Source organism: Cupriavidus sp. GA3-3, assembly GCF_000389805.1.
GTDB classification, from domain to species: Bacteria; Pseudomonadota; Gammaproteobacteria; order Burkholderiales; family Burkholderiaceae; genus Cupriavidus; species Cupriavidus necator_D.
Genome location: NZ_KB944474.1, coordinates 72,742 through 98,484 on the forward strand (window position 1 = coordinate 72,742; position 25,743 = coordinate 98,484).

At 68.0% G+C, this 25,743-nt stretch carries 26 protein-coding genes; 17 read left to right on the plus strand and 9 right to left on the minus strand.

Going from position 1 to position 25,743, the window contains the following annotated elements; all coding sequences use genetic code 11:
- Nucleotides 1-15: 15 nt before the first annotated feature.
- Both C265_RS12315 and C265_RS12320 read left to right on the plus strand, forming a co-directional pair.
- Nucleotides 16-1,584, plus strand: a complete 1,569-nt coding sequence (locus C265_RS12315; protein WP_010814513.1) for a sulfatase-like hydrolase/transferase — start codon at nucleotides 16-18, stop codon at nucleotides 1,582-1,584.
- Between the two features lie 80 nt (nucleotides 1,585-1,664).
- Nucleotides 1,665-2,216, plus strand: a complete 552-nt coding sequence (locus C265_RS12320) for a host attachment protein (RefSeq protein ID WP_234788113.1) — start codon at nucleotides 1,665-1,667, stop codon at nucleotides 2,214-2,216.
- 48 nt (nucleotides 2,217-2,264) lie between these two features.
- Here the strand turns inward: C265_RS12320 and C265_RS32505 are convergent, their stop codons facing one another.
- Both C265_RS32505 and C265_RS12330 read right to left on the minus strand, forming a co-directional pair.
- Nucleotides 2,265-2,519: a hypothetical protein gene (locus tag C265_RS32505; RefSeq protein WP_168163311.1), complete on the minus strand. Its 255-nt coding sequence runs from the start codon at nucleotides 2,517-2,519 to the stop codon at nucleotides 2,265-2,267.
- A 272-nt stretch (nucleotides 2,520-2,791) separates the two neighbouring features.
- Nucleotides 2,792-3,502: a GntR family transcriptional regulator gene (locus C265_RS12330; RefSeq protein ID WP_010814516.1), complete on the minus strand. Its 711-nt coding sequence runs from the start codon at nucleotides 3,500-3,502 to the stop codon at nucleotides 2,792-2,794.
- Between the two features lie 149 nt (nucleotides 3,503-3,651).
- On the opposite strand from C265_RS12330, the gene C265_RS12335 reads away from it, so the two are divergent.
- The 7 genes from C265_RS12335 (at nucleotide 3,652) to gabD (ending at nucleotide 11,344) form a co-directional block, all read left to right on the plus strand.
- A complete protein-coding gene (locus tag C265_RS12335) occupies nucleotides 3,652-5,352 on the plus strand; it encodes a GMC family oxidoreductase (RefSeq protein ID WP_011617294.1) in 1,701 nt (566 codons plus the stop codon).
- 48 nt (nucleotides 5,353-5,400) lie between these two features.
- Nucleotides 5,401-6,312 carry a TauD/TfdA family dioxygenase gene (locus tag C265_RS12340; RefSeq protein WP_010814518.1) on the plus strand — a complete coding sequence of 304 codons (912 nt, stop codon included), beginning with the start codon at nucleotides 5,401-5,403 and terminating at the stop codon, nucleotides 6,310-6,312.
- A 35-nt stretch (nucleotides 6,313-6,347) separates the two neighbouring features.
- Entirely contained in the window at nucleotides 6,348-7,769 is a 1,422-nt protein-coding gene (locus tag C265_RS12345) for an aldehyde dehydrogenase family protein (RefSeq protein WP_010814519.1), read from the plus strand.
- A gap of 323 nt (nucleotides 7,770-8,092) precedes the next feature.
- Nucleotides 8,093-9,199, plus strand: a complete 1,107-nt coding sequence (locus tag C265_RS12350; RefSeq protein WP_246840201.1) for an AI-2E family transporter — start codon at nucleotides 8,093-8,095, stop codon at nucleotides 9,197-9,199.
- Nucleotides 9,200-9,307: 108 nt separating this feature from the next.
- Nucleotides 9,308-9,523, plus strand: a complete 216-nt coding sequence (locus tag C265_RS12355; RefSeq protein WP_010814521.1) for a hypothetical protein — start codon at nucleotides 9,308-9,310, stop codon at nucleotides 9,521-9,523.
- 96 nt (nucleotides 9,524-9,619) lie between these two features.
- The gene (locus C265_RS12360) at nucleotides 9,620-9,823 is read left to right on the plus strand and encodes a DUF3079 domain-containing protein (protein WP_037024223.1); all 204 of its coding nucleotides are present in this window, start codon (nucleotides 9,620-9,622) and stop codon (nucleotides 9,821-9,823) included.
- A 72-nt stretch (nucleotides 9,824-9,895) separates the two neighbouring features.
- Complete coding sequence (gabD, locus tag C265_RS12365; RefSeq protein ID WP_010814523.1) at nucleotides 9,896-11,344, plus strand: NADP-dependent succinate-semialdehyde dehydrogenase; 1,449 nt, start codon at nucleotides 9,896-9,898, stop codon at nucleotides 11,342-11,344.
- 10 nt (nucleotides 11,345-11,354) lie between these two features.
- On the opposite strand, the gene C265_RS12370 is transcribed toward gabD, so the two are convergent.
- The 3 genes from C265_RS12370 to C265_RS12380 are packed head-to-tail and all read right to left on the minus strand — an operon-like array spanning nucleotide 11,355 to nucleotide 13,433.
- Nucleotides 11,355-12,197: a hypothetical protein gene (locus tag C265_RS12370; protein ID WP_010814524.1), complete on the minus strand. Its 843-nt coding sequence runs from the start codon at nucleotides 12,195-12,197 to the stop codon at nucleotides 11,355-11,357.
- Nucleotides 12,198-12,219: 22 nt separating this feature from the next.
- On the minus strand, nucleotides 12,220-12,573 hold the full coding sequence (gene flhD / locus C265_RS12375) for a flagellar transcriptional regulator FlhD (protein WP_051398604.1): 354 nt from the start codon (nucleotides 12,571-12,573) through the stop codon (nucleotides 12,220-12,222).
- 26 nt (nucleotides 12,574-12,599) lie between these two features.
- Nucleotides 12,600-13,433 (minus strand): helix-turn-helix domain-containing protein, encoded by an 834-nt coding sequence (locus tag C265_RS12380; protein ID WP_246840202.1) that lies wholly within the window; start codon nucleotides 13,431-13,433, stop codon nucleotides 12,600-12,602.
- 242 nt (nucleotides 13,434-13,675) lie between these two features.
- Here C265_RS12380 and C265_RS12385 point away from each other — a divergent pair, with 242 nt between their 5' ends.
- Both C265_RS12385 and C265_RS12390 read left to right on the plus strand, forming a co-directional pair.
- Entirely contained in the window at nucleotides 13,676-15,670 is a 1,995-nt protein-coding gene (locus C265_RS12385) for a PAS domain-containing sensor histidine kinase (RefSeq protein WP_037024225.1), read from the plus strand.
- Nucleotides 15,671-15,779: 109 nt separating this feature from the next.
- Nucleotides 15,780-16,760, plus strand: a complete 981-nt coding sequence (locus C265_RS12390; protein ID WP_010814528.1) for a tripartite tricarboxylate transporter substrate binding protein — start codon at nucleotides 15,780-15,782, stop codon at nucleotides 16,758-16,760.
- Here C265_RS12390 and C265_RS12395 read toward each other — a convergent pair.
- Both C265_RS12395 and C265_RS12400 read right to left on the minus strand, forming a co-directional pair.
- Nucleotides 16,744-17,601 carry an IclR family transcriptional regulator gene (locus C265_RS12395; protein WP_010814529.1) on the minus strand — a complete coding sequence of 286 codons (858 nt, stop codon included), beginning with the start codon at nucleotides 17,599-17,601 and terminating at the stop codon, nucleotides 16,744-16,746. The two genes, C265_RS12390 and C265_RS12395, sit on opposite strands and share 17 nt — an antisense overlap.
- Nucleotides 17,598-18,425 carry an IclR family transcriptional regulator gene (locus tag C265_RS12400; RefSeq protein ID WP_010814530.1) on the minus strand — a complete coding sequence of 276 codons (828 nt, stop codon included), beginning with the start codon at nucleotides 18,423-18,425 and terminating at the stop codon, nucleotides 17,598-17,600. The genes C265_RS12395 and C265_RS12400 overlap by 4 nt, the downstream gene beginning before the upstream one ends.
- Nucleotides 18,426-18,735: 310 nt before the next feature.
- Here C265_RS12400 and C265_RS12405 point away from each other — a divergent pair, with 310 nt between their 5' ends.
- The 4 genes from C265_RS12405 (at nucleotide 18,736) to C265_RS12420 (ending at nucleotide 23,225) form a co-directional block, all read left to right on the plus strand.
- Nucleotides 18,736-19,695 carry an MBL fold metallo-hydrolase gene (locus C265_RS12405; protein ID WP_010814531.1) on the plus strand — a complete coding sequence of 320 codons (960 nt, stop codon included), beginning with the start codon at nucleotides 18,736-18,738 and terminating at the stop codon, nucleotides 19,693-19,695.
- Between the two features lie 49 nt (nucleotides 19,696-19,744).
- Nucleotides 19,745-21,469, plus strand: a complete 1,725-nt coding sequence (locus C265_RS12410; protein WP_010814532.1) for an FAD-dependent oxidoreductase — start codon at nucleotides 19,745-19,747, stop codon at nucleotides 21,467-21,469.
- Between the two features lie 31 nt (nucleotides 21,470-21,500).
- Nucleotides 21,501-21,725 (plus strand): DUF2783 domain-containing protein, encoded by a 225-nt coding sequence (locus tag C265_RS12415; protein ID WP_010814533.1) that lies wholly within the window; start codon nucleotides 21,501-21,503, stop codon nucleotides 21,723-21,725.
- A 141-nt stretch (nucleotides 21,726-21,866) separates the two neighbouring features.
- Nucleotides 21,867-23,225, plus strand: coding sequence for an MFS transporter (locus tag C265_RS12420; protein ID WP_010814534.1), 1,359 nt, complete (start codon nucleotides 21,867-21,869; stop codon nucleotides 23,223-23,225).
- A gap of 55 nt (nucleotides 23,226-23,280) precedes the next feature.
- On the opposite strand, the gene C265_RS12425 is transcribed toward C265_RS12420, so the two are convergent.
- Complete coding sequence (locus C265_RS12425) at nucleotides 23,281-23,589, minus strand: hypothetical protein (RefSeq protein WP_010814535.1); 309 nt, start codon at nucleotides 23,587-23,589, stop codon at nucleotides 23,281-23,283.
- 173 nt (nucleotides 23,590-23,762) lie between these two features.
- On the opposite strand from C265_RS12425, the gene C265_RS12430 reads away from it, so the two are divergent.
- Both C265_RS12430 and C265_RS12435 read left to right on the plus strand, forming a co-directional pair.
- Entirely contained in the window at nucleotides 23,763-23,984 is a 222-nt protein-coding gene (locus tag C265_RS12430; protein ID WP_010814536.1) for a DUF2188 domain-containing protein, read from the plus strand.
- A gap of 125 nt (nucleotides 23,985-24,109) precedes the next feature.
- Entirely contained in the window at nucleotides 24,110-25,429 is a 1,320-nt protein-coding gene (locus C265_RS12435) for an erythromycin esterase family protein (protein ID WP_305728164.1), read from the plus strand.
- Nucleotides 25,430-25,458: 29 nt separating this feature from the next.
- On the opposite strand, the gene C265_RS12440 is transcribed toward C265_RS12435, so the two are convergent.
- Nucleotides 25,459-25,731 carry a BON domain-containing protein gene (locus C265_RS12440; protein WP_010814538.1) on the minus strand — a complete coding sequence of 91 codons (273 nt, stop codon included), beginning with the start codon at nucleotides 25,729-25,731 and terminating at the stop codon, nucleotides 25,459-25,461.
- Nucleotides 25,732-25,743: the final 12 nt, after the last annotated feature.

Consider the following 25,743-nt stretch of genomic DNA (forward strand, 5'->3'; position numbering starts at 1 on the left):
CCCGGCAAACCGACCATGACGATCCGCAATACCCTCTTCATCATGTGCGACCAGCTGCGGCGCGACCACCTGGGCTGCTACGGGCATCCGGCGCTGCGCACGCGCAATATCGATGCGCTGGCCGCGCGCGGCGTGCGCTTCGACCGCGCCTTCGTCACCTCCGGGGTCTGCGGCCCCAGCCGCATGAGCTTCTATACCGGCCGCCATGTCAGCAGCCACGGCGCCACCTGGAACCGCGTGCCGCTGTCGGTCGGCGAAGTCACGCTGGGCGAATACCTGAAGCACAGCGGCCGCGCGCTGGCGCTGGCGGGCAAGACCCATGTGATGCCCGACAACGCCAACCTGAAGCGGCTGCACCTGGACGGCGGCACTGAGCTGGAAACGCTGCTGCGCAGCGGCCACTTCACCGAAGTCGACCGCCATGACGGCCACCACGCCGAGCCGCACAGCGCCTACGCCGACTGGCTGCGCCAGCAAGGCTACGACAGCGCGGATCCGTGGACCGACTACGTGATCAGCGCCGAGAACGAACGCGGCGAGATAGTCTCCGGCTGGCACATGCGCAACGCCGGCCTGCCCGCGCGCGTGGCCGAGCCGCATTCCGAGACCGCGTACACGGTGGACCAGGCGATGCGGTACATCGCCACGCGCGGCGACGATCCGTGGGTGCTGCATCTGTCGCTGGTCAAGCCGCACTGGCCCTACCTGGCGCCCGCGCCCTACCACGCCGCGTATTCGCTCGATGACTGCATGCCGCTGCAGCGCCACGACGCCGAGCTGGAAGACCCGCACCCGGTGCTGTCGGCCTACCGCACGCAGGAAGAATGCGCCAACTTCATGCGCCAGGAAGTCTCGGACACGGTGCGCCCCGCCTACCAGGGCCTGATCCAGCAGATCGACGACCGGCTCGGCCAGCTCTGGGAACAGCTCGAACGCCTGGGCCGCTGGCAGGACACTCTGATCGTCTTCACCGCCGACCACGGCGATTTCCTGGGCGACCACTGGCTGGGCGAGAAGGAGCAGTTCTACGACACTGTGCAGAACATCCCGCTGATCGTCTACGACCCCTCGCCGGCAGCGGATGCCACGCGCGGCAGCGCGCAGGCCAGCATGGTCAGCGCGGTCGACGTGGTGCCGACGGTGCTGGACGCACTGGGCCTGCCGCCGGCCGACCACCGCGTCGAGGGCCGCTCGTTGCTGGGCCTGACGCGCGCGGGCGAGCGTGCCTATGCCGGCAGCTGGCGCGATTTCGTCGTATCCGAGCTGGACTATGCCTATCGCGGCGCTCGCGTGGCGCTGGGCCGCCATCCCGGCGAGTGCCGCGCCTGGATGGTGCGTGACGCGCGCTGGAAATATGTGCACTGGCAAGGGTTCCGGCCACAGCTGTTCGACCTCCAGAACGATCCGCAGGAGTATTTCGACCTGGGCAGCGACCCCGGCCACGAAGCCGTGCGCAGCGCCATGCGGTTGCGGTTGCTGGAGTGGTTCTGCACGCTCAAGCCGCGCGTGACGGTAACCAACGAAGAGGTGGCGGCCAAGACCAATGTGTACAAGCAGGCCGGCGTGTTCTTTGGCGTGTGGTGACTACGCCCGGCGTCATCTGCGGTCCGGTGACGTCCCCCTGCCCGGATGGCGTATCCTTTGAAGCGAGGGATGGGGGACCGGTGTTCGCACCGGCAACCGGAGCGATCATGAAACACACCTGGATTCTTGTGGCGGACGAATCCCTCGCCCGCATTTTTGCCTCGCACGCCTCAACCGCGCCAATGGCTCTGGTTGAGGAAATCACTGACGCGGCAGCACATGGCGACCGCGCCAACCTGCGTCGCGACGCCTACGGCCGGCGCGGCCACGCCGCCGTACAGGGCGACGCCGGGCACCCCGGTGCCCACCAGGCCGGGCCGTCCACCGTCACATCGTCGGCCGGCGAGGATGAACTGCACCAGGAAGCGCAGCTGTTTGCCCGCCGCGTGGCGGACTACCTTGCCGATGCGCGCAACAAGCAGCGCTTTGACTCACTGGCGCTGATCGCGGCGCCGCGTTTCCTGGGCCTGCTGCGCAAAGCCCTTCCCGCCGGCGTCACCGACGTCATCACGAAGGAAATTGGCAAGGACTTTACCCACGTGCCCAACAACGACCTGCAACAACGGCTGGCCGACGAGGACATCATTCCCGCGCGCCGCGACGCGCGCGTTGTTACCGGCCGGGACCGATAGTGAAGCCGCGCCGCCTCCGGTGCCAGGCCACCGGCGGCGGCGCCGGCGTCAGCGGGCCGTGCCCGAGCCGCTGGCTGCACCGCTGCTGCCGCTGGAGGTGCCGCTCGGGCTGGTCGTGCTGGTAGCGCCGGACGTGCCGGTAGAAGTGCTTGAGCCAGGGGTGGCGCTGCGGCTGCGGCTCTGTTCGGTGACCGAACCGGAGCCGGACAGCGAGCCAGAGCCGGTGGTGCTGCCGGTGGCGGAGCAACCCGCCAGGATGCCAAGTGCGAGCAGGGCTGTGCCGATGCCTAGTGTTGTTTTCATGTCTTCCTCCATCTAGCAGGTTGGCGGCAAGCCTTGCTGCACGGCGCAGGCTGCCGGTGAGCGCGCTGGAACGCAGCTCTGCTGCGGAAGACGCAACTGACGTACCAGCGGCGCCATACGACGAGCGGCGCGGGCCGGGTTGGCAACGCGGCGCCCGGCAATGCGGGAAAGTGACATGACTGCGGTCCGGCCACAGTAAGAAGTGCGCGCCGCGGGTAAAAGTTACCGCGCCGGCGCAGTTCAGTATCGACTGAAGATGGCAGGCATCCGTGCTAGCGCGTCAGTGTCCACTTGTAGGCATAGCGGTCCGGGCGGAACAGCAGTTCGCCGCAGAACAACGGTGTGTCATCGATATCATGCGGCGTGCTGCGCAGGCGCAACAGCGGTTCGCCCTCGGCAACACCGAGCCGGCGCGCCACGTCCGCGGGCGCGGCAACGGCGGTAGCTTCCATCGCCACTTCCTTGAACCGGTACCCGAGCCGGCTTTCAAACAGCGACATGGCGTCGTTGGTTTCCAGGTCCTCCTGCACCAGGCGGCGCATCAGCGGCTCAGGACCCATCAGGGTGAAATGCGCGACGGCCGCGTCATCCCAGTACCGCACGGTGGCCACGCTCAGCACTTTCTCGCCAGGTTGAAGACGCAGCGCCGCCGCCACATGGGCCGGCGCGCGCACCAGCCGTACCGACGCCAGCTTGCCGTAGGCGAGCTGGCCACGGGCGCGTGCGGTTTCATAGAAACCGGTCAGCGCGCCAAGGCTGGGCGTGTCTGAGGGACGAGTCACGAAACTGCCCTTGCCGTTGACCTTCTCGATCAGGCCGGCGTTGTGCAGCCCGGACAGGGCCTGGCGCACGGTGATCCGGCTGACCGCGAATTCCGCCACCAGCTCCGCCTCGGACGGAAGCTTGGCGCCCGGCCCCCATGTGTTGCTGGCGATTCGCTGGCGAATCTCGTTTTCGATCTCTTTGAACCTGGGCAGCGCCACTTATGTTCCGCCTTGGCGGCGGCTCCGAACTGGGTGGAAGGGATTATACCTATCATAACAGCCTGCGGCGTAACCCTATTGACCTGTTATAACAGGTAATGGCAGTATCCGTCGTCACCAGATATGCGCGCGCCCCCGCAGATCACCGCATGCTGGCAACTCAGGAGACACGTAAATTGAATACCAAGACATCACAAGACACCGCCAGCGCGGCGGCGGAGTTCGACTACATCGTGATCGGCGCGGGATCGGCGGGGTGCGCCGTGGCGGGGCGCCTGGCAGAAGACCCGAGTGCGACCGTGGCGCTGCTCGAGGCCGGGCCGCATGATCATCACTTCTCGATCTGGGCGCCGGTGGGCATTGCCGCGGTGGTGCCCAAGGCCGGCCCGCGCAACTACGCCTACTACACGGTACCGCAACCGGGCCTGAACGGCCGCCGCTCCTACCAGCCGCGCGGGCGCGGCCTGGGCGGCAGCTCCTCGATCAACGGCATGGTCTATATCCGCGGCCATCGGCGCGACTACGACGACTGGGCCGCGCTCGGTTGCCGGGGCTGGGGCTTCGACGACGTCCTGCCCTACTTCCGCCGCAGCGAGCGCAATCCTAGCCTGGCCGGCCAGGAACATCCGCTGCACGGCAATGACGGGCCGCTGCATGTGAGCGACCTGCGCTCGCCCAATCCGTTTGCACAGCGCTTTGTCCAGGCAGCGATCCAGGCCGGCCTGCCTCACAACGACGACTTCAATGGCCACAGCCAGGAAGGCGTCGGCCTGTACCAGGTGACGCAGCGCAACGGCGAGCGCTGGAACTCGGCGCGGGCCTACCTGCACAACGGCAATGCCGCGGACACGGCGCTCAATGGCGGCCGTCGCGGCCTGGCGGTGCTGACCGATACGCAAGCGCTGCGCATCGTGTTCGAAGGCAGGCGCGCTGTCGGCGTGGAAGTCGTGCGCGGCGGGGCGGTGCAGACCCTGCGCGCACGGCGCGAGATCGTGGTCAGCGGCGGCACCTTCAACTCGCCGCAGTTGCTGCTGGCATCCGGCATCGGCCCGGCCGCGCACTTGCGCAACTTCGGCATCGACGTGGTCCATGACCTTCCGGGCGTGGGCGAGAACCTGCAGGACCACCTCGACATCATCGTCAACAAGCAGCTGCAAACGACCGAGCTGTTCGGCAAGACCGGCCGCGGCATGTTGCGGCTGGCGCGCGAGGTGATGCGCTACCGGCGCAACCGCACCGGCATGGTGTCGTCCAATATCGCCGAGGCCGGTGCGTTCCTGCGCAGCCGCCCCGAGCTGGACATCCCGGATGTGCAGCTGCACTTTGCCGTGGCGCTGCTCGGCAACCGCAACCTGGGCAAACTGGGCCACGGCTACTCCTGCCACGCCTGCGTGCTGCGTCCGAAGAGCCGCGGCCATGTGCGCCTGCGCAGCGCCGACATGCGCGAGACGCCGGTGATCGATCCGCGCTTCCTGTCGGCTGAGGAAGACATGGCCGGCATGGTCGCAGGCGTGCGGGCAATCCGCCGCATCTTTGCGCAGCCTGCGCTGGCGCAGCACGGCGGGCGCGAAATCCTGACCGACGCTTTCGGCCCCGACAGCAGCAATGAAGCCGCCATCCGCGACTTCGTGCGCACGCACGCGGACACGGTCTACCACCCGGTCGGCACCTGCAAGATGGGCGTCGACAACATGGCGGTAGTCGACCCGGAACTGCGCGTGCAAGGCGTGGAGGGCCTGCGCGTCGCTGACGCATCGATCATGCCGACGCTGATCGGCGGCAACACCAACGCCCCCGCCATCATGATCGGCGAAAAGGCTGCGGACCTGGTCAAGGCCTCGCACCGCTAAGCCGGCTATCCCCCTGCATTGGCAACCACCACACCGAGGAGACACCCCATGCAAGCCACTGCCGCAACCACCATCAGCCCGGAAGCCTACCGCGCGCTGGACAATGAAGCCTTTCCCTTTGCCGTGCGCCGCTGCACGCCGACGATCGGCGCCGATGTCGAAGGCATCGATTTCCGCGAGCCGCTGGACGACGACACCTATCTCTCACTGCGCCGCGCACTGCTGAAGTACAAGGTGCTGTTCTTCCGCAAGCAGGCAATCACGCCAGCCCAGCACGTGGCCGTGGCGCGCCGCTTCGGCGAGCTGGAAGTGCATCCGATGTTTACCAACCACCCGGAACATCCCGAACTGGTTGTATTCGGGCGCGATGGCACGACGCGCGGGCGCGAGAACCTTTACCACTCGGACGTTAGTTGGCGTGAGATCCCGTCGATGGGTTCGATGCTGCGCTGCGTGGAGTGCCCGGAGGTCGGCGGCGATACCATGTGGATCAATATGGCCGCGGCCTATGAAAACCTGCCGCAGGACATGAAGGCCCGCATCGCCAACCTGAAGGCCGTGCACGACGCCATGCCGACCTTCGGCTCGGCGCTGAACGAAGAAAAATACGCGGAGATGCGCGCCAAGTATCCGCCGATGGTGCACCCGGTGGTACGCACGCACCCGGAAACCGGCGAAAAGATCCTGTTCGTCAACGAAGCCTTCACCACGCATTTCGCCAACTTCGTCAAGGAAGCGCCATATCGCATCGGCTCCGACTACCGCCCGGCCGAACTGGACCTGCTGCAGTACCTGTACCGCCAGGCCGCCGCGCCAGAGTACCAGGTGCGCCTGCGCTGGCAGCCGGACACCATCGCGCTCTGGGACAACCGCTCCACGCAACACTACGCGGTGCAGGATTACTTCCCGGCCGTGCGCCATATGAACCGCGCCACCATCATCGGCGACCGCCCGGTCTGACCGTCCCCACCCAAAGCCAATCCGAGGCAACCGGCATGAACATCGTCGACAAGTTCTATATCAATGGCAAGTGGGTGCAGCCCGCAGCGGGCGCGACCCAGGCCGACATCATCGATCCTGCCACCGAAGCGGTCGCGGGCACGCTCGCCATGGGCACCGCGGCGGACGTGGACCAGGCCGTGGGCGCGGCGCGCGCAGCCTTCCCGGCCTGGTCGGTGTCCACGCGTGAAACACGCATCGCCCTGCTTGAGCGCATCATCGCCGCCTACCAGGCGCGCATGGGCGACCTGGCGCAGGCGGTGCGCCAGGAGATCGGCGCACCGATCACGCTGGCCACCAATCTGCAGGCCGCGATCGGCCTGGCACAGCTGCAGGCAACGCTGCAGGCGCTGCGCGACTTCGAGTTCGAAACCACCCGCGGCAACAGCTGCATCCTGCGCGAGGCCATCGGCGTGGCGGCGCTGATCACGCCGTGGAACTGGCCGCTGAACCAGATCGCGGCCAAGGTGGCGCCGGCGCTGGCGGCGGGTTGCACCGTGGTGCTCAAGCCATCCGAGATCGCGCCGCTGGACGCCCGGATCTTCGCCGAGATCATGGATGCCGCGGGTACGCCGCCGGGTGTCTTCAACATGATCTATGGCGAGGGCCGCGCGGTGGGGGCCGCGCTGTCGTCGCATCGCGACGTCGACATGGTGTCGATCACCGGCTCGACCCGCGCCGGCGTGGAAGTGGCCATCAGCGCCGCGCCCACGGTCAAGCGCGTGGCGCAGGAGCTGGGCGGCAAGTCGCCGATGATCATCCTGGACGATGCCGACCTGCAGGCGGCGGTGACCAGCGGCGTGGCGCAGTGCACGGTCAACACCGGACAGACCTGCATCGCGCCGACGCGCATGCTGGTGCCGCGCTCGCGCTATGAGCAGGCCGTGCAGATTGCCGCCGCCGTCGCCAACGCGGTCAAGGTGGGCGACCCGTCCGACCCCGAAACCAAGATGGGCCCGATCTCCAACCGCGGCCAGTACGACAAGGTGCAGCGCCTCATCGGGGTGGGCATCGAGGAAGGCGCGCGCGTGGCCGCAGGCGGCCCCGGCCGCCCCGACGGGCTGCAGCGCGGCTTCTATGCGCGCCCGACCATCTTTGCCGACGTGCGCAATGACATGACCATCGCGCGCGAAGAGATCTTCGGGCCGGTGATATGCCTGCTGCCGTACGACTCAGAAGAAGAGGCGGTGGCAATCGCCAATGACACCGAGTTCGGCCTGGCCGCCTACATCGCGTCGTCCGACGCGGCGCGGGCACGCAAGCTGGCCGCCCGCCTGCGCGCCGGCAGCGTGCGCATCAACGGCGCGACAATGGACCTCACCGCACCGTTCGGCGGCTACAAGACGTCCGGCAACGGGCGTGAATACGGCCCCGAAGGCATTGCCGAGTTCCTTGAAACCAAGACGGTGACAGGTTGAGCCTGCGCGCTCCCGCCCGCAGTCACCGTACCGCCCGGTCGTGCAGCGCCATGCTGCCGGCCGGGCGGTGTCGCTTGTAAGGCGCCTCGCTGCCGAGCTTGTCTGACATGCGCAGGCGGCGGCGTCCGACAGCCGCAGCCTGCCGGCCAGCTATCTTCATAGCAGCGCCAGGCCTTTTGCCAGGGCGCCCGACTATGTCGACCATTCCCGATTCCGCGCCTTCTTCGCTGCCCCCTGCTTCGCCCGTTCCGTTGCCCGCCGACGGCAGCCCGCATGCCGGCGCCGACACCGAGGGCGCCGCCGGGTCCCGCACGATGGCGGAGATGGCTGACTCAGTCGTGCCGGCCGATGCCGTCACCGCCTCGCTGCACCGTGCCAGCGTGGCACTGGTGGTGCTGGCGACGCTCTTTTCGCTGTACGCCGTGCATATCGCACGCGAATTCCTCATTCCGGTGGTGCTCGCGATCGTCCTGGCCTACCTGCTGGACCCGCTGGTCTGCGCGTTGCAGCGGCTGGGCCTGCCGCGCGCGCTGGCGGGCACCGTGGTGTTGCTGGCCGTGCTGAGCGCCCTGCTCAGCGGCGCCTACCTGCTGCAGGGGCAGGTGGAATCGATCGTCAACAGCCTGCCCGAGACGGCCAGCAAGCTGTCGCGCTCGGTCGGCGCGCTGATGAGCGGCGACGATTCCATGTGGCAGAAGGTACGTCGCGCCGCCACCGTCCTCAGCGGCACCGGCCAGCCCCCGCCCGCACGCGGCACGCAGGTGGTGGTGGAGCAAGCGCCCGCCCAGATCCACAACATGCTGCTGGCCGGCTCGGTCAGCATCTTCACCATGGCCGGACAGGCGGTGGTAGTGGTCTTCCTGCTGTACTTCCTGCTGCTGGCCGGCGATACCTTCAAGCGCAAGTTCATCAAGATGGTCGGGCATACCATTTCCGAGAAGAAGATCAGCGTGCACATGCTGGACGAGGTCAACCGCTCCATCCGCCGCTACATGGGCATGCTGCTGGTGACCAATACGGCCCTGGGCGCCTGTACCTGGCTGCTGCTCAAGTGGCTGGGCGTGCACAACGCCGGCAGCTGGGCAATCGCGGCCGCGGCGCTGCACCTGGTGCCCTACTTCGGCGCCCTGGCAATCGCGGTCTGCCTGGGGGTGGTGACCTTCATGCAGTTCGGCACGCTCGGCATGGCAGCCGCGGCAACGGTCGGATCGCTGCTGATCGCCACGCTGATCGGGTCGGTCGTCACCACCTGGATGACCGGCCGCATGGCGCGCATGAACGCGGTGGCCGTATTTGTTGCACTGCTCCTGTTCACCTGGCTCTGGGGCGTATGGGGCATGTTGCTCGCCATCCCGCTGATCACCATCGCCAAGGTGGTTGCCGATCACATTGAAGGGCTCGAAGTGGTGGCAGAGTTCCTTGGCGAATAGCCGCCCGCCATCGCCCAACGGCACTATCGATCCGCCGCTATACTGGAAAAGCGAATGCTGCACCACAGCATTCTTGCTACGCCGGGGATCGTGCGGAGGAAAACAATGATGTCTATTTGCGACCTGTGCGAGTCGCAGCTGGACCGGCCGGGCCACGTGCCGCCGCATCCCAGGCTGGTGATGTCGGCGACCTTGCGCACCGCCAGCGGCCAGAATGCGTTTGTGTACCGTTGCGCGCACTGCGGCCAGACACTGCTGCTGGCCTCGCCCGATGGCGAGGCGCCCGACCGCTGGACCCGGCTGGATGCCGACGGATGGGACTAAGCGGGATGGCTCCCGGCTGACTTGTGCTTGCGGTTGCGCAAATCGACGGCTTGCGGGTGTGGGCATAATCGTCTCAGCAGTTCCCAACCGCAAGCCATGGCCAAGAGATTTCCCCTTCATCCCCGCCACCCCGAGCGCATCTGCTGGGGCTGCGACAAGTACTGCTCCGTAGACGACATGGGCTGCGGCAACGGCTCCAGCCGCACGCAGCACCCGATTGAACTGCTCGGCGACGACTGGCTGGAGTACGGCGACTGGGGTATCGAAGCACCTGCCGGTCCGCCAGAGACCTCAACCTAGACCGCCGGATTACAATCGTTGTCTCAGGCTTCCACAAGACGTCCGGCACCGCCGGCATCCACCGAGACAACCATGCTGAACCTCCAGGACTCCTCGCTGCTGCGGCAGCAGTGCTATATCGACGGCCGCTGGGTCGACGGCGAGCGCCGCATCGACGTCACCAACCCGGCCACCGGCGAGCGCGTGGGACAGGTCCCGCAACTGGGCGCCGATGAAACCCGCCAGGCCATCGAAGCCGCCAACCGCGCGCTGCCGGCATGGCGCGCCCGCACCGCCAAGGAGCGCTCGGCGCTGCTGCGCAAATGGTTCGAACTGATCATGGCCAGCCAGGAAGATCTCGCGCGCATCATGACCGCCGAACAGGGCAAGCCGATCGCCGAAGCGCGCGGCGAAATCGCCTACGCGGCCTCGTTTATCGAATGGTTTGCCGAGGAAGGCAAGCGCGTCTATGGCGACACCATCCCGGCGCCGGTCAGCAACCAGCGCATAGTCGTGACCAAGGAGCCGGTGGGGGTATGCGCAGCCATCACGCCGTGGAACTTCCCCGCCGCCATGATCACGCGCAAGGCCGGCCCGGCCCTGGCGGTAGGTTGCACCATGGTGCTCAAGCCGGCATCGCAAACCCCGCTGACAGCGCTGGCGCTGGTGGCCCTGGCCGAGCGCGCGGGCATTCCGGCCGGGGTGTTGTCGGTGGTGACCGGCTCGGCCGGCGCCATCGGCGGCGAGATGAGCAGCAACCCGCTGGTGCGCAAGCTCACCTTCACCGGATCGACCGAGGTTGGCCGCGTGCTGATGGCCCAGACCGCGTCGACGATCAAGAAGGTGTCGATGGAGCTGGGCGGCAATGCGCCCTTTATCGTGTTCGACGATGCCGACCTGGACGCGGCGGTTGAAGGCGCGATCGTGTCCAAGTACCGCAATGCCGGGCAGACCTGCGTCTGCGCCAACCGCATCTACGTGCAGACGGGCGTGTACGAGGCGTTTGCGCAGAAGCTGGTGGCGGCAGTAGCGGCCCTGAAGGTCGGCAACGGCATGGAAGATGGCGTGCGCATCGGCCCGCTGATCGACGACAAGGCCGTGGCCAAGGTGGAAGAGCATATCGCCGACGCGCTCGGCAAGGGCGCGCGCCTGCTGCAGGGCGGCCAGCGCCATGCGCTGGGGCATTCTTTCTTCCAGCCGACCGTACTGGCCGACGTCGGCGCCGGCATGCTGGTCGCGCGCGAGGAAACCTTCGGCCCGCTGGCACCGCTGTTCCGCTTCGAAACCGAGGATGACGTCGTCGCCATGGCCAACGACACCGAGTTTGGCCTCGCCAGCTACTTCTATGCCCGCGACCTGGGCCGGGTCTGGCGCGTCTCCGAACGCCTGGAATACGGCATGGTGGGCGTCAATACCGGCCTGATCTCCAACGAGGTGGCGCCGTTCGGCGGCGTCAAGCAGTCTGGCGTGGGCCGCGAGGGCTCGCACTACGGCATCGAGGATTACCTGGTCATCAAGTACACCTGCATGGCCGGCATCTGATTGCCGCGACTCAGTACGCCGTGTCCGCGCACACGGCGTGCCGGGGCTCGGGGCAGCGCCCGCCGTGCCGGCAGGTGTCGCGAAAGCGCGCGATCCGGTCATGGACACGCTGCATCTGCTCCAGCTGATAGCTGGCGCGCGCAGCGCTGTAACTGGCGCCGAACTCATACAGGGCGCCAGCCGCGGCGCGGGATAGTCCTTCCAATGCCTGCGCCAGCTCCCGCCCTTCCACGCTGCGGTGCCGGCGCAGGCGCCAGGACAAGGCCTCCTGGCCCCGCGCAAGCAGGCTCTGCTCAAGGTAGCCAAGCTGCTCGGCAACGGCCTGCGCGCCATGCAGCGCCGACAGGTAGGCGCACACCACCGCCAGGCGCTGGTTCATCTCCCCGCCGCGGCCCAGCAGTTCGCGGGCGCAGGTGCGCAAGGTATCCGCGTCAAACGCCTTGACTTCGTCGGTGGCTTCCTGTGCATAGGCGGCCAGCGGCAGCACCGTGACTGCCAGGCCCGGCGGCAGCACGCTGGTGAAACGGCTGGCGATCGCGTGCTGCACGGTGCAGTCCAGTTCGCAGCAGGTCGGCACAGCGGCATCGACATAGAATTCCAGCGCCGGCGGCCGCCCGTGGTCCATCGACACCACGGCGCGCGCAGGCGGGTGCCCGGCCATCGCAAGCACCTCGAGGCCGGCCTCGACACAGCGCTGCTCATCGGGCTCCGCCCCCAGTGCCTGGACAATATCCTGCATCTGCAGCGTGCCAGAGAGTTCCATGCGGGTTGGCCCGGGCGGGTGGTCCCCCCTGCGGCCGCGGTCGAGCGCCATCCGCTTCCATTCGACTTGCGTCATCGCATTGCCCGTCATACAGCCTCCGATTTTGGTTCCACTACCCGCGCTGCGCGGCCATCACGATGGCCGCGTGCATGTTCTGCAGGGCATGCAGCGGCTCGGCGCCGGTCAGCGCGGCCACCAGCATGCTGTCTTCCAGCCTGAAACGGCACAGCACCAGGTTGGAGCGCGCCAGTGCCACCATCTGCTGCGGCGTGAGCGCGGCCAGCACACGGCCCACTTTGCGCTCGATGCCAAGCCGGAACAGGGCCTCGGGCTCGTTCTCGCGCATCAGCCGCTGCACCAGCAGCAGGTAGGAGAGGTTCAGGTCCGTGATTTCCCGCAGGCTCTCGCCGACCAGGTCGCTGGCCGTCTCTTCAGCCGCGGTGCCGGCCGGTGTTGCATGTTCCATTCGGTCCTCGCGCTGGCCGGGCTTGGTCATTCGGCTGCCACAGCCTGGCCACCGGCCGTGCGCGGTGCAAGCCGGCGGGCATCGTGCGGGCCGCGCCGGGGCACCTGCCGATCGCACGCAGGCGCGTGCGCGGAGATCATCGGGCGCTCGGCGATGGCCCGCAAGGCGGGCTTGTCGAGCAGCGAGATGGTGCGGTGCCTCACCCGGATCAGCCCGCAGTCCGCCAGCCGCGAGAACTGCCGGCTGACTGTTTCCAGCGTCAGGCCGATATAGCTGCCGATTTCCTCCCGGCTCATGCGCAGCACGAACTCCGAGGACGAGAAGCCGCGCGCCGCAAAGCCTTCAGCCATCCACAGCAGGAAGGTCACTAGCCGCTCTTCGGCGGTCATCAGCGCCAGCATGGTCTGCAGCGCGCGTGCGCGCTGCGCCTGTCCGCCGAGCGCCAGGAACAGCTGGTTGGCAAGCTCCGGCATGCCGGCGGCGGCGCCGCGCAGCGCGTCCATGCCGAGCATGCACAGCTTGGTGTCCTCCAGCGCGGTGGCGTAGGACGCATAGTGCGGATGCGCCAGGCTGTCCAGCCCGACCAGGTCGCCGGGGAAGTGGAAGCCGACCACTTGCGTGCGGCCGTCTTCCGTGGTCACGTGGGTCTTGACTGTGCCGACGCGGATTGCGTAGAGCGAGGTCACGGGGTCGCCCAGCAGGTACAGGCACTGGCCCTTGCGCAGGCGCACCGTGCGGTGGAAGCCCCGGGCGCCGCCCGGCAAGCCCCGGGCGCCTCCCAGGTAGAAGCGGGCCAGTTGGCAATCTGCGCTGCACGGCATGCCGTCGCACGGCAGGTGGCATTCGTCTAACTGTGTCATTGGCGCCTCTGGATGGAAGAGCTGAAAGCCCTTGTGCAACCATTCTATGGAGCCAGTTTCCCTAGACAATCCGCACATTCTGATTTGCAGTACAGAAGCTTCTGATCCGGACCTGCGCTGCCGGGGCCACCGGCATCCCCGGCCATTGGCCCTGCCAGGCTGCTTGCGGGGTATCCTTGCTACAAGACCAGCACCGGATGCGCTGGCGGGCCACGCCGGCAGGACGCCGTTCAGGACATGCCATGACAAGACACCCCGAGGACCCGCAGCAACCCGCCGGAAGCGTACCTCGCCCCGACGCTGGCGAGCCATCGGGCGGGCGTTCGCAAGAGATCCGGGCCGACCTGCCCGATGTGCCTTACCAGACCCTGGTGGACTCCGTGCAGGACTACGCCATCTTCACGCTCGACGTCGGCGGCCATGTCTCCAGCTGGAACAAGGGCGCGGCGCGCATCAAGGGCTATGCCCGCGAGGAGATCCTGGGCAAGCATTTCTCGCAGTTCTACACGCCGGATGCGATCGCCCGGAGTTGGCCGCAAGCCGAACTGAAGGCCGCGGCCGAACAGGGCCGGTTCGAGGACGAGGGGTGGCGCGTGCGCAAGGACGGCAGCCGCTTCTGGGCCAATGTCGTCATCACCGCCCTGAAGGACGCCGAGGGCCGGCTGATCGGCTTCGCCAAGGTCACGCGGGACATGACCGAGCGGCGCCGCGCCGCCGAGGCCCTGCACCAGAGCGAAGAAACCCTGCGGCTGCTGGTGGAGGGGGTCAAGGATTACGCGATCTTCATGCTCGATCCCGGCGGCCATATCGTCAGCTGGAATTCCGGTGCCTCTTATATCAAGGGCTACCGCCGCGACGAGATCATCGGCCGTCATTTCTCGGTGTTCTATCCGCAGGAGGATGTTGCCGCTGGCAAGCCGTCACGGCACCTGGCACTGGCGCAGCGCGTCGGGCGCGTGGAAGACGAAGGCTGGCGCGTGCGCAAGGATGGGTCGCTGTTCTGGGCCAATGTCACCCTGACAGCGGTATACGACGAGTCACGCACGCTGCGCGGCTTTGCCAAGGTGACGCGGGACATGAGCGAGCGCCGCCGCCGCGAAGAGCTGGAACGCTCCAGCCAGCGCATGAATGAGTTCCTGGCCACCCTTTCGCATGAACTGCGCAATCCGCTGGCGCCGGTGCACAGCGCGCTCGCGGCGATGCGGCTGGCGCCGGAGGATGCGGTGCTGGCAAACCGGAGCCTGGCCATGATCGAGCGCCAGGTGACCCACCTGAGCCGGTTGGTGGACGACCTGCTCGACATCGGGCGCATCACCTCCGGCCGGATCGAGCTGCGCATGGAGCCGGTCGAGTTCAACGAGATCATCGCGCTCGGCGTCGAGGCAGCGCAGCCGGCGCTGGATGCCAAGTCGCAGTGCGTCGAAGTGCGGACCCATGCCGGCTCGATCCCAATGCGTGCCGACAAGACGCGGCTGGTGCAGGTCATGCAGAACCTGGTGCTCAATGCATCGAAATTCTCGCCGCCCGGCTCGTCGGTGACGATCGCCACCACCATCCAGAACCGCACACTGCAGGTCCAGGTAATGGACCAGGGCTGTGGCATCGGGCCCCAGGCCATCGACGAGATCTTCAACCTGTTCATGCAGGAAAGCCGTCCGGGCACCGACTTGCATGGCGGGCTGGGCATCGGCCTGTCGCTGTGCCGGTCACTGGTTGAGCTGCATGGCGGCACCATCTCTGCCGCCAGTGCCGGGGCGGGACAAGGCAGCACCTTCACGCTGCGGCTGCCGCTGACGGCCTCGCACAAGGAGGACCCCCGGCCAGGAGCCGCACTGCCGGCCCAGGGTCCGGTCGCACCCGAGTTGCAGGCGCAGCGCATCCTGCTGGTCGACGACAACCGCGACGCCGCCGACAGCCTGGCCATGCTGCTCGAGATATGCGGCCACGAGGTGACCATTGCCTACGACGGCGCCGAGGCCCTGCATGTGGCGCCCCGCTGCCGCCCGCATATCGCGCTGATCGACCTGGCCATGCCCGGCATGGACGGCTTCGAAGTGGTGCGCGCCATGCGCCTCGTGGCCGGCACCGAGCTGACGCGCTTCGTGGCGCTGACCGGCTTCGCCCAGCCGGCGGACCGGCAGCGTACCGAGGCCGCCGGCTTCGACGCACACCTGGTCAAGCCGGTGGAGCTGGAAACGCTGTTCGGCACCATCGCCCGGCTGCGCCCGCCGGAATGACCCGTTCCGGCACCGAACCCGACCTTCGCCAATTCCAAACACGCGCCTGCCGGCGCTGCTACACACTGACGGCCATTCCATCGCAACAGATCACAGAAAGGAGACAGCGATGCAGGGTTGGATCAGGCGTGCAGCCGCGGGGCTGGTATTTGCGTTCGCGGCCACGGCCGCCGGTACCGCGCTGGCGGACTATCCCGACAAGCCGGTGCGGCTGGTGGTGCCCTTTCCGCCCGGCGGCGCCACCGACCTGCTGGCGCGCGAGATCGGCAACGCACTGTCGGCGCGGCTGCACCAGCCGGTGGTGATCGACAACCGGCCCGGCGCCGGCGGCAACCTGGCGGCCATCGCGGTGGCGCGGGCCCCGGCCGACGGCTATACGCTGCTGTTCGGCACCTTCGGCTCGCTGGCGGTCAACAAAAGCCTCTATGACAAGCCTGGCTACGATCCGCTGAAGGACTTCGCGCCGGTGGCTTCGGTCGCCTACCTGCCCAACGTGCTGGTGGTGCATCCCAGCGTGCCGGCGCGCACCGTGCAGGAGCTGCTGGCGCTGGCGCGCAAGGAGCCGGGCAAGCTGACCTATGGCTCGTTCGGCAACGGCTCGTCGTCGCACCTGGCGGGCGAGCTCTTCACCCACCTGGCGGCTGTCAATATCACGCACATTCCGTACAAGGGCAGCGCCGCGTCGATGACCGACCTGATCGGCGGGCGCATCACCATGATGTTCGACAGCGTCTCGACCGCGCTGCCGTATATCCGCGACAACCGCGTGCGCGCGCTGGCGGTGACGACGCAGAAACCCTCTGACCAGCTCCCAGGCGTGCCCACGCTGGCCGCCGCCGGCGTGCCCGGCTACGAGCTGACCGCGTGGTTTGGCGTGGCCGCGCCGGCCGGCACGCCCAAGGCAGTGATCGACCGCCTCAACGGCGAGATCGTGGCGGCGCTGAAGCAGCCTGACCTGGCCGCCAGGCTGGCCAGCCAGGGCACCGTGCCCTTCCCCGCCACGCCGGCGCAGTTCGGCAGCTATATCCGCGCGCAGTTCGAGAAGTGGGACAGCCTGATCAAGTCGGCCAACATCAAGCTGGACAACTGATAGCCTGAGCCCAGGCCGTGTCCGGCGCGCCGAAGCGCCACGACAGCCGGCGCGCCGCCTGCCGCACCAGCGCGGCAGTGGCGCCCGCGGTGCTGCTGTCAAAGCTGCCGCTCGAGCCCATCACGGCGATCACCAGCGCCAGGCTGCCGGTGTGGTCGAATACCGGCGCCGCCAGCGTGTCGATGCCCGGCACCGGGTGGCTCAGCGCATTGTCGAGCCGCGCCGCGCGCACCTGCGCCAGGCGCCCGGCGTAGGCCGGCGCCAGCTTGCCGCCGGGTTCAAGCACTTCGGCCGCGGCGGCGCCGGCCATGCGCAAATCGTCCTTTTCCAGCAAGCCCGCCAGCACGTTGGCTGGCAGGTACGCAGCGGCGGTGCGGCCAATCGCGGTATGGACCAGCGACAGCACCGTGCCCACGCGCAGGCTTACGTGCTGGGGCCGCGCCGATTCCTCCAGCCGGACCACCGTGGGCCCCAGTGGCCCCAGCACTGCCATGGCCACGCTCAGGCCGGTGGCGCCGGCCAGCTCGATCACCTCCGGTTCCGCCTCACGCGTCGGCGACAGCCGCTGCAGCGCGATCAGCCCCAGTTCCAGTCCCAGCGGTCCGCACAGGTAGTTGCCCGCGGCATCGCGCGCCAGCAGGCCGGTCTTCTGCAGGCTGACCAGATGCGGGAACGCCTTGGCCGGCGGCATGCCCGCGGCCAGCGCCAGGTCGCGCAGCGCCAGCGGCCGGCCGGCAGCCACCAGCGCCACCAGCAGCTGGCCGGTGCTGTCCAGCGACTGGATGCCGCGCTGCGGCTTGCCGCCTTCCAGGTCTTGCTGGGTTTCGGTCGCGCCGCTCATGCCAGGCGCCCCTCTTCATCGCGCAGCGCGGCGCCGATGTCCGCCGCCGCGGCCAGCAGGGCCTGCGCCGCAGCGCCGCGCCAGTCCACCTCGATGGCACCGGTCGATCCCACCAGCGTCAGCACCAGCCGCAGCACGCCAGCGGCGTCCAGCACCGGCACGCTGAGGCTGCTGACAGCCGGGCTGGGCGTGTCGATGCTGCGCTCGATGCCGCGCGCTCGGATTTCTCCCAGGCTGGCGCTGAAGGCGGCCAGGTCGGACTCGGCCGCGCCCGGCTGCTGTGCGCGCCACAGCGGCTGCCACAGTGCCGGCGGCTGGAAGGCACAGAACACGCGCCCGGTGGCCGTGGCGGCCAGTGCCATCACCGTGCCCACGTGCAGGTTGACATGCAGCGGCGCGCTGGCCGGCACATAGCGCACGATGGTCGGGCCCTGCGGCCCGGCAATGCTGATTGCCACGCTGAATCCGGACGCCTGCGCCAGCGCATCCACCCGGGGCTGCGCGGCGCGCCAGGCGGCGTCCTGCTCCAGGTGCAGCATGCCCAGCTGCAGCGACAGCGGCCCGGGCTCGTAGCGGCCGGAGAGGTGGTCGCGCTTGATCAGGCCCAGCCGCGTCAGGCTGACCAGGTAGGCATGCGCCTGGGCCGGCGCCAGCTGCGCCGCCTCGGCCAGCGCGGCCAGCGGCATTGGCGCGCGCGCGACCGCCAGCGCCACCAGCAGGCGCCCGCCCACCTCCACGCTCTGGATGCCGCGCTGCGCCTTGTCGGCACGCGCAGCGGGCTCGTCCGCCTGCGTTCCTGCTTCCCCAGCCTTGCGCCTGGCCATTGCCATCCTGTGTGATCGGAAAACCCGGATATTAATCGAACGCCTCCCGTTGCCGTGCGCACGGGGGTTTACCCGAACAAACTCCACCTGCCTCCGATGGCGTTCGCGGCATGCCTCAATTATTTGTCATAGGCTAATCATTTCGCTATTGATTAATTTTTTAACGTTTCCTAAGATTGCACTACCCCGTCCGAACACGGCGACCCACGCCGTCAGACATCCATAGAAACGGGGCGAGACAGCCCGCGGCCAGCGCAACGCAGCCATCGTGCCGGTGCCGTCTCGCCTCCCCACACAAAGGAAAGACGCCATGTCCAAGGCATTCGCATCGCAGGCCGACCTGGAAGCCAAGCAGGTCACCTTCACCCAACTGTCAGAGAACGCCTGGGCCTACACCGCCGAAGGCGATCCCAATTCGGGCGTGGTCATCGGCGACGACGGCGTACTGATCGTCGACACCACCGCCACGCCGGCCATGGCGCAGGACCTGATCGCCCGCATCCGCACCATCACCGACAAGCCCATCAAGTACGTGGTGCTGTCGCACTACCACGCGGTGCGCGTGCTGGGCGCGTCGGCCTACTTCGCCGAAGGCGCGCAGCAGGTCATCGCCAGCCGCGGCACCTACGAGATGATCGTCGAGCGCGGCGAGGCCGACATGAAGTCCGAGATCGAGCGCTTCCCGCGCCTGTTCGCCGGCGTCGAGACCGTGCCCGGCCTGACCTGGCCGACGCTGGTGTTCGAGAAGGAAATCACGCTGTTCCTGGGCAAGCTGGAAGTGCGCATCGCCCACCTGGGCTCGGGCCATACCAAGGGCGACACCGTGGTCTGGCTGCCGCAGCAGAAGGTGCTGTTCTCCGGCGACCTGGTCGAGTACGACGCCGCCTGCTACTGCGGCGACGCCCAGCTGGAAGACTGGCCGGCCACGCTGGACGCGCTGCAGGCACTCAAGCCGGAAAAGCTGGTGCCCGGCCGCGGCCCCGCGCTGACCACGCCGGAGGAAGTGGACAAGGGTATCGCCTACACCAAGGACTTCGTCACCACGCTGTTCCAGGCCGGCAAGGAAGCCGTGGCCGAGAAGCTCGACCTGAAGGCCGCGATGGCGCACACCCGGCGCGCGATGGACCCCAAGTTTGGCCAGGTCTTTATCTACGAGCACTGCCTGCCCTTCGACGTCTCGCGCGCCTATGACGAGGCCAGCGGCGTCCGCCACCCGCGCATCTGGACGGCCCAGCGCGACAAGGAAATGTGGGCCGCACTGCAGGACTGACCTCCAAAAAGAATAAGTCGGGCAACAAGCTATGGATGGAGACACAGGCATGAGCAGCATCGATTACCAGCGGCTGTCGTTCGAGTACCAGCCCTGCGCCGAGCAACAGAAAGGGGCCGATCCGGCCGTCCACCCGGTCGTCGTGGTCGGCGCCGGGCCGGTCGGCCTGGCCACCGCCATCGACCTGGCGCAGCGCGGCGTGGCCGTGGTGCTGGTGGATGACGACTGCACGCTGTCCACCGGATCGCGAGCAATCTGTTTTTCCAAGCGCACGCTGGATATCTTCGACCGGCTTGGCTGCGGCGAGCGCATGGTCGACAAGGGCGTGCGCTGGCACGTCGGCAAGGTGTTCCTGCGCGACCAGCAGGTCTACAGCTTCGACCTGCTGCCCGAGAGCGGCCACCGCCGCCCTGCCTTCATCAACCTGCAGCAGTACTACCTCGAAGGCTACCTGCTGGAGCGCGCGCAGGCGCTGCCCAATATCGAGATCCGCTGGCGCAACAAGGTGGTCGGGCTGGAACAGCGCGGCACGTCCGAGGACGGCGTGATACTGACCATCGAGACGCCTGACGGCAGCTACCCGCTGGCGGCGCGCTACGTGGTGGCCGCCGACGGTTCGCGCAGCCCGATGCGCAAGCTGCTGGGCCTGGACAGCAAGGGCCGCACCTTCCGCGACCGCTTCCTGATTGCCGACGTGAAGATGGAAGCGGATTTCCCGAGCGAGCGCTGGTTCTGGTTCGACCCGCCCTTCCACCCGAACCAGTCGGTGCTGCTGCACCGCCAGCCGGACAACGTCTGGCGCATCGATTTCCAGCTCGGCTGGGACGCCGACCCGGAGCTGGAGAAAACGCCGGAGCGCGTGATCCCGCGGGTGCAGGCGCTGCTGGGCAAGGACGTGAAGTTCGAGCTGGAATGGGTCAGCGTCTATACGTTCTCCTGCCTTCGCATGGACAGCTTCCGCCACGGCAATATCCTGTTCGCCGGCGATGCCGCGCATGGCGTGTCGCCGTTCGGCGCGCGTGGCGCCAACAGCGGCATCCAGGACGCCGAGAACCTGGCCTGGAAGCTGGCCTATGTGCTGCAGGGCCATGCCTGCGACAAGCTGCTGGACACCTACGCCAGCGAGCGCGAATACGCCGCCGACGAGAACCTGCGCAACTCCACACGTTCCACCGACTTCATCACGCCCAAGAGCGCGGTCAGCCGCGTGTTCCGCGATGCGGTGCTGACCCTGTCCAGGCGCCATGCGTTTGCGCGCACCCTGGTCAACAGCGGGCGGCTGTCGGTGCCCGCGGTGCTGCAGGATTCGCCGCTGAACACCGCTGACGATGCCCAGGACTATGCCTGCAAGCTGGTGCCTGGCGCGGTCTGCTGCGACGCGCCGGTATCCGGCGCGCAGGGCGCGGGCTGGCTGCTGTCGCACCTGGGCGGGGACTTCACTGTGCTGGTGTTCGGCAGCCCTGACACCATCGATGCAGCCACGCTCGCCGGCCTCGCCGCGCCGAAAGACAGCGGCGTGCCGCTGCGGCTGGTCTACGTGACCGACGCCGCGCAGCCGGCGGTGACCTGCACCAATGCCACCGTGCTGCGCGACGACGAGGGCCTGGCCGCCGCGCGCTACGGTGCCACGCCCGGCACCTGCTACCTGGTCCGCCCGGACCAGCATGTCTGCGCCCGCTGGCACCACCCCGACCCGGCCGCGATCCGCGCCGCGCTGGCGCGCGCCACCGGTGCCGACCTGCGCGCCCCGCAGCCCGGCCGCATGGCCGCCTGAGACCGGCCAGACCTGCACCGCGGAGACTCCCATGCCCAATACGCTCAACACCCAACCCAACCTGGCGCGGCCCGACGACTTCTACGAAGCGCTGATCGAGATGCACCGCGACCTCGACGAGGCAAAAAGCCAGGCCGCCAATGCGCAGCTGATCCTGCTGCTGGCCAACCATATCGGCGACCACGATGTGCTCCTGGCCGCCATGGCCGCCGCGCGCGAAGGCGTGACCGAAATGCCGGCCACCACGCCAGCCTGACCTGACACAGGCGCGGTACCGCCGCGCCTGTCCTGTTCTTTTCCCGGCACCATCGCGGGCCAACGCGCGCAAGACGCTGCCCACTGGCGGAACCCTCCGGCTGCCCGCCGCCGCAGCCACCACCGTACGGAGACAACGTTCATGAGCCATCCGGTCTCAGGGGATCTTTCGTCCCTATCCAGCCTGACGTCCCCCACCCTGCCTCCCGCAGCACTGGCTGCGCACGATGAGGATGCGCTCTACCGCAAGGTCTGGCTGCGCATCATCCCGTTCCTGTTCGTCTGCTACGTGGTGTCGTTCCTGGACCGCATCAACATCGGCTTCGCCCAGTTGCAGATGAAGCAGGACCTGGGCTTCAGCGACGCCATGTACGGCCTGGGCGCCGCGGTCTTCTACGTCGGCTACGTGCTGTGCGAAGTGCCCAGCAACATGCTGCTGGCGCGCTTTGGCGCACGGCGCACGTTCACGCGCATCATGGTGCTGTGGGGCCTGGCCTCGGTGGCGATGATGGGCGTCTCCACCCCGGCGCAGTTCTATACGCTGCGCTTCCTGCTGGGCGTGTTCGAAGCCGGCTTCTTCCCCGGCATCGTGCTCTACCTGACCTACTGGTTCCCGGCGCGCCGCCGCGCCGCGGTGATGGCGATCTTCTTTGCCGGCGTGGCGGTGGCGGGTGTGCTGGGCGGGCTGGTGTCCGGCTGGATCATGCGCGACATGGCCGGCGTGCTCGGGCTGCAGGGCTGGAAGTGGATGTTTGCGATCGAGGGCGCGCCCGCGGTGCTGCTGGGCCTGCTGGCCGCGCGCTGCCTGGTTGATGGCCCGCAGCAGGCCAGCTGGCTGACCGACGGCGAACGTGCCCACCTGGCGCGCGACACCGCCGCGCAAGCACATGCCGGCGGCCATTCGCTGCACGCGTTGCGGCAGGTTCTGCGCAACCCGCGCGTGTACCTGTTCGCGTTTATCTATTTTTCGCTGACCTGTGGTTCGCTGGCGCTGAGCTTCTGGATGCCGCTGATGATCCGCGACTTCGGCATCACCGACGTGATGTCGGTCAGCCTGTATTCGGTGGTACCCAATGCCGTCGGCGCGGTCGGCCTGCTCCTGATCGCGCGCCACTCCGACCGCACCGGCGAGCGCCACCGCCACTTCCTGCTGTGCACGGCAGGCGGCGCGCTGGCCCTGGCGGCGCTGACCCTGCACCTGCCCAGCCTGGCGCTGATGCTGGCCATCCTGTCGGTGGCCGCGGTGCTGATCTTTGCCGCGCTGCCGGTGTTCTGGTCGCTGCCGCCCAGCTACCTGCCGGGCGCGGGCACGGCCGCCGGCATCGCCTTCATCAGCAGCATCGGCATCACCAGCGGCATCGTCAGCCCGTGGGTGATTGGACAGATCAAGACCCGGACCGGCAGCCTGGACCATGCCCTCTACCTGCTGGCGGCGCTGCTGCTGGCCAGCGGACTGGCCATGTGGCTGGGTGTGCCAAGGCAGCCCGCGCGGCCGGCCTGAACCGGGCCGCAGGCGTCTTCAAAACCGGAATGTCCGCACCCGCGGGGTGCAGCGTTCAGTGGGATCGGCCGCAGGGGATGACGGAGGCGATTTCCTCGCGCATCACCTCGACAACGTCGTCGATCTCCAGCCCTTCGGCGGTGACCAGCACGTCCTGTCCGCGGCCGATCGCGTAGACCACGCCGCGCCAGCGGCCGGGCTCGACGGCCTCGCACAGGCGGATATTGAATTCGGTGTCCTGATCCTGGCTATACACCGTCACCAGGTCGCCCACCTGGGGAGTGCGCACCGCTTCTCCGTCGAACGCCCGGGCCACCACGGTCACCGGCGACTGCGTCAGCCCCCTGGCAAATCTTGCACGCATGGTCCGCTCCTCTTTTTGCGATCCAAGTCCAGCTTACAAGAGGCCCGACAAATAACCAGGGATTTCCATCGAAAAGTGGAACCCGGTGCCCTTTGCGGCTGTCAGACGGCGCCGGATAGACAGCGCGCGCAGATGCGCCACAATGAAAGCACCGATCATCGAGGAGACCCGACATGGGCAGCAACATACACGTCGTACCGCACGACGAAGGCTGGGATGTGATCCACGAGGGTGCGCGCTATGCGGAATCGCACCACGCCACCCAGGAAGAAGCGGTTGCGGCCGGCACCACGAAGGCGCAAAGCGAGCACGTCGAGTTGCTGATCCACGGCCGCGACGGGCAGATCCGCTCGCGCAGCAGCTTCGGCCACGATCCGCGCACCATTCCGGGCTGATCGCCGGCCACTCGTCAGGCCCCGCTGAAGACTCCGGCGCTGCTAATCCCGGATACCGATGCGAGATGCCACACCACCGGGCTGACCCCCGCGCCGCCGCCGCGATTGCGGCCGCGGCGGTTCCATTGCCGCCCATCGACGACCCGGCGGCAAGCCCGTTCCGCGGTCCGTTTGCCAATGCCACCGGCGTGCTGGCCGATTTGCTGGCCCGACACCGCGTGGTGCTCCTGGGCGAAAGTACGCACGGCACCGCCGAGTTCTATCATGCCCGCGCTGCCCTGACAGCGCACCTGGTGGCCCGGCACGGCTTCCGCATCATCGCGGTCGAGGCAGACTGGCCAGATGCCGCGGCAGTCGACCGCCACGTGCGCGGCCGCCCGCCACAGCCGGCCGAATCGCCCGGCGCAGCCTTTACACGCTTCCCGGTCTGGATGTGGCGCAACCTGGAGGTGGCGCGCTTTATCCGCTGGCTGCACACGCACAATGAAACCCTGGCGCCTGCGCAGCGCACTGGATTCTTCGGCCTCGATATCTACAGCCTGCGCGCTTCCATGGCTGCAGTGCTGGCCTACCTGGAGGGCGTAGATCCACAGGCCGCCCGAGCGGCGCGCGAGCGCTATGGCTGCCTGGAACCGTGGGGCCGGGATCCGGCGCGCTATGGGCGTGCCGTGCTGCACGGCACGCATGCCGACTGCGAGGATGCCGTCGTCGCACAGCTGCAGGCGCTGCTGGACAAACGGCTGGCCTATGCCCGGGCGGGTCACGAGGACTTTCTCGATGCCGCGCAGAACGCGCGCCTGGTCGCTTCAGCCGAGCGCTACTACCGCGTGATGTATCACGGCAGCGACGACAGCTGGAACCTGCGCGACACACATATGTTTGAAACCCTGGCGCATCTGCTGCAGGCGCATGGCCCGCAAGCGCGCGCGGTGGTATGGGCGCACAACTCGCATATCGGGGATGCTTCGCAGACCGAGATGGGCGCCAGCCAGGGGCAGCTGAGTATCGGCCAGCTGTGCCGCGAGTCCTTCGGCGACGACGCCGCGCTGGTTGGCTTGAGCACTTACGACGGCACCGTCGCCGCGGCGACATCGTGGGACGGCCCGATGGAAATCAAGCAAGTGCGCCCTGCCCGTGCCGACAGCTACGAGCATCTGTTCCATGCGGCCGGCCATGCGCAAGCCTGGATCGACCTGCGCGGTCCGTCCGGCGGCGCCAACGGCGGCGTGCAGGCCGAAGTGCGTCAGCTGCTGATGCCGGCACGGCAAGAGCGCTTTATCGGGGTGATCTACCGCCCCGAGACCGAGCTGCAGAGCCACTATGCGCGCGCCACGCTGCCGCGGCAATTCGATCTGCTGTTGTGGTTCGACCGTACGCGCGCGGTTCCGGCGCTGCCGGCGGAGCCCGCGCCGGGCGCGCCGGAGACCTGGCCTTACGGGCTCTGAAGTGGCCGCCTTGTCGCTTGCACGGACGCTCATCCGCCGGTGCGGTCCGGCGCAACCTGGATGCGATTGACGATCTCGCGCACACCGTCACAGCCGCGGACGCAGGCTTCGACTGCATCGCAGTCGGCCTGCGCGCCGATCGCGCCGCGCAGCGTCACGCGGCCTTGCGCCACGTCCACGGCAACCTCGCTCACGTCGAGGCCGGCGTCCCACAGGCGCGAGCACAGGGCCGCCTGCAGCGCCATATCCGCTGCCGTCGCGGCATTGCCACGGTGATTGGCTGGGTTCGGGGAACCGGTCATGTGCGCACTCTC

Bases quoted from the DNA above. Each gene is read 5' to 3' on its own strand.
- C265_RS12315 (WP_010814513.1), top strand. From the start codon at position 16: ATGACGATCCGCAATACCCTCTTCATCATGTGCGACCAGCTGCGGCGC.
- C265_RS32505 (WP_168163311.1), bottom strand. From the start codon at position 2,519: ATGAAAACAACACTAGGCATCGGCACAGCCCTGCTCGCACTTGGCATC.
- C265_RS12335 (WP_011617294.1), top strand. From the start codon at position 3,652: ATGCTGGCAACTCAGGAGACACGTAAATTGAATACCAAGACATCACAA.
- C265_RS12340 (WP_010814518.1), top strand. From the start codon at position 5,401: ATGCAAGCCACTGCCGCAACCACCATCAGCCCGGAAGCCTACCGCGCG.
- C265_RS12345 (WP_010814519.1), top strand. From the start codon at position 6,348: ATGAACATCGTCGACAAGTTCTATATCAATGGCAAGTGGGTGCAGCCC.
- C265_RS12350 (WP_246840201.1), top strand. From the start codon at position 8,093: ATGGCTGACTCAGTCGTGCCGGCCGATGCCGTCACCGCCTCGCTGCAC.
- C265_RS12355 (WP_010814521.1), top strand. From the start codon at position 9,308: ATGTCTATTTGCGACCTGTGCGAGTCGCAGCTGGACCGGCCGGGCCAC.
- C265_RS12360 (WP_037024223.1), top strand. From the start codon at position 9,620: ATGGCCAAGAGATTTCCCCTTCATCCCCGCCACCCCGAGCGCATCTGC.
- gabD (WP_010814523.1), top strand. From the start codon at position 9,896: ATGCTGAACCTCCAGGACTCCTCGCTGCTGCGGCAGCAGTGCTATATC.
- C265_RS12370 (WP_010814524.1), bottom strand. From the start codon at position 12,197: ATGACGGGCAATGCGATGACGCAAGTCGAATGGAAGCGGATGGCGCTC.
- flhD (WP_051398604.1), bottom strand. From the start codon at position 12,573: ATGGAACATGCAACACCGGCCGGCACCGCGGCTGAAGAGACGGCCAGC.
- C265_RS12380 (WP_246840202.1), bottom strand. From the start codon at position 13,433: ATGACACAGTTAGACGAATGCCACCTGCCGTGCGACGGCATGCCGTGC.
- C265_RS12385 (WP_037024225.1), top strand. From the start codon at position 13,676: ATGACAAGACACCCCGAGGACCCGCAGCAACCCGCCGGAAGCGTACCT.
- C265_RS12390 (WP_010814528.1), top strand. From the start codon at position 15,780: ATGCAGGGTTGGATCAGGCGTGCAGCCGCGGGGCTGGTATTTGCGTTC.
- C265_RS12395 (WP_010814529.1), bottom strand. From the start codon at position 17,601: ATGAGCGGCGCGACCGAAACCCAGCAAGACCTGGAAGGCGGCAAGCCG.
- C265_RS12400 (WP_010814530.1), bottom strand. From the start codon at position 18,425: ATGGCCAGGCGCAAGGCTGGGGAAGCAGGAACGCAGGCGGACGAGCCC.
- C265_RS12405 (WP_010814531.1), top strand. From the start codon at position 18,736: ATGTCCAAGGCATTCGCATCGCAGGCCGACCTGGAAGCCAAGCAGGTC.
- C265_RS12410 (WP_010814532.1), top strand. From the start codon at position 19,745: ATGAGCAGCATCGATTACCAGCGGCTGTCGTTCGAGTACCAGCCCTGC.
- C265_RS12415 (WP_010814533.1), top strand. From the start codon at position 21,501: ATGCCCAATACGCTCAACACCCAACCCAACCTGGCGCGGCCCGACGAC.
- C265_RS12420 (WP_010814534.1), top strand. From the start codon at position 21,867: ATGAGCCATCCGGTCTCAGGGGATCTTTCGTCCCTATCCAGCCTGACG.
- C265_RS12425 (WP_010814535.1), bottom strand. From the start codon at position 23,589: ATGCGTGCAAGATTTGCCAGGGGGCTGACGCAGTCGCCGGTGACCGTG.
- C265_RS12430 (WP_010814536.1), top strand. From the start codon at position 23,763: ATGGGCAGCAACATACACGTCGTACCGCACGACGAAGGCTGGGATGTG.
- C265_RS12440 (WP_010814538.1), bottom strand. From the start codon at position 25,731: ATGACCGGTTCCCCGAACCCAGCCAATCACCGTGGCAATGCCGCGACG.